Origin of the sequence: Cupriavidus sp. SK-3 (assembly GCF_000611145.1) — a bacterium.
In the GTDB taxonomy this organism is placed as follows: Bacteria; Pseudomonadota; Gammaproteobacteria; order Burkholderiales; family Burkholderiaceae; genus Cupriavidus.
This window is the reverse complement of sequence record NZ_JFJV02000171.1, coordinates 1-1491: the sequence shown is the minus strand read 5'-3', so window position 1 is coordinate 1491 and position 1491 is coordinate 1. Positions and strand designations below refer to the sequence as shown.

Sequence of the window (1491 nt, the reverse complement as noted above, 5' to 3'; positions counted from 1 at the left end):
CGCGCGCCGCAGGCCCAGGGCCAGCGCGCCGGCCAGGGCAGCGGCCGTCCGGCCGCGGCCGGGCAAGGCAGCCCGCGCAACGGCCAGGTGAACGGCAACCGCGCCGCCGGCAACGGCAATCGCAATGGCGATGTCGATGGCAACCGTGCGGGCGGCAACGGCAACGGCAACCGCAGCCGCGGTAGCGACGCCAACGGCAATCGCGCCGGCGGCGGCGCCAATGGCAACAGCCACGCAGCGCAGCCGCGCACCGGACAGGATGCCGCCCCGCGCGGCCGCCGTCCGGCGCCGCAAGCCGCATTGCTGGGCGGCCAGCGCGCCAAGCCCACGCGCTGATCCACATCGAGGCGGCCGCGCGCGATGTCCAGTCCAGGTCATGACCTTCCGGTTCCCGGCGATGACGGTGGCGTCCCGTATGCCACTCTCACGCCGGACCTGATGCTCGACGCCATGGAGGCCGCCGGTTTCGAACCCGACGGCCGCCTGCTGGCGCTCAATAGCTACGAGAACCGGGTCTGCCAGGTCGGGATCGAGGGCGGCGCGCCGGTGGTGGTCAAGTTCTACCGGCCTGGCCGCTGGAGCGACGCCGCCATCCTGGAAGAGCATGCCTTCGTGCAGCAACTGGCCGACGCGGAGATTCCGGCGGTGCCGGCCATCGCGCGCGACGGCACCACGCTGCTGGCGCATGGCGGTTTTCGCTTTGCGGTGTTTCCCCGCTGTGGCGGGCGCGAGCCGGAGCTGGACCGGGCCGACACTTTGACCTGGCTTGGGCGATTTATCGGCCGCATCCATGCGGTCGGCGCCACGCGCCCTTACCAGGCGCGGCCCACGATCGACGTGGAGCGCTTTGGCGTGGCCCCGCGCGACTGGCTGCTGGCGCAGGACTGCATCCCGGCGGAACTGCGCCCGGCCTGGCAGGCCGTCGCCGATCTGGCCATCGAGGGGGCGCGCCGCTGCTATGAGCGCGCCGGCGATGTGTCGCTGCTGCGCCTGCATGGCGATTGCCATCGTGGCAATGTGTTGTGGATCGAAGCGTCCCAGGCTGGCTTGCGCCCGCCCGGGCCGCATTTCGTCGACTTCGACGACAGCCGCATGGGGCCGGCGGTGCAGGATCTGTGGATGCTGCTGGAGGGCGATCGTGCCGCCATGCAGGGGCAGATGGCGGATATCCTGGCCGGGTATGAGGATTTCGCGGAGTTTCAGCCGCGGGAGCTTTATCTGGTTGAGGCGTTGCGGACGTTGCGGTTACTGCATTACAGCGCTTGGCTGGCCAGCCGGTGGCGGGATCCTGCTTTTCCGGCGGCGTTTCCTTGGTTTGGGAGTGCGCGGTATTGGCAGGATAGGATTCTGGAGTTGAGGGAGCAGGTGGCGTTGATGGATGAGGCGCCGCTTTGGCCGGTATGAGGGGGGGGGACTCCTTAACTTCAACGGCTTAAAGGCTTAAAGGCTTAAAGTCAAAAGCAGTTTCACCCCCCTGCGGGGGGCGACCTA

1 protein-coding gene and 1 pseudogene are annotated in these 1491 nt (G+C 69.1%); both read left to right on the top strand.

The window, feature by feature from the left end; translation table 11 throughout:
* Positions 1–336: pseudogene (locus CF70_RS17160) on the top strand (RNA helicase); the annotation flags it as partial.
* 24 nt (positions 337–360) lie between these two features.
* Entirely contained in the window at positions 361–1404 is a 1044-nt protein-coding gene (locus CF70_RS17155) for a serine/threonine protein kinase (RefSeq protein WP_035867068.1), read from the top strand.
* Positions 1405–1491 lie beyond the last annotated feature (87 nt).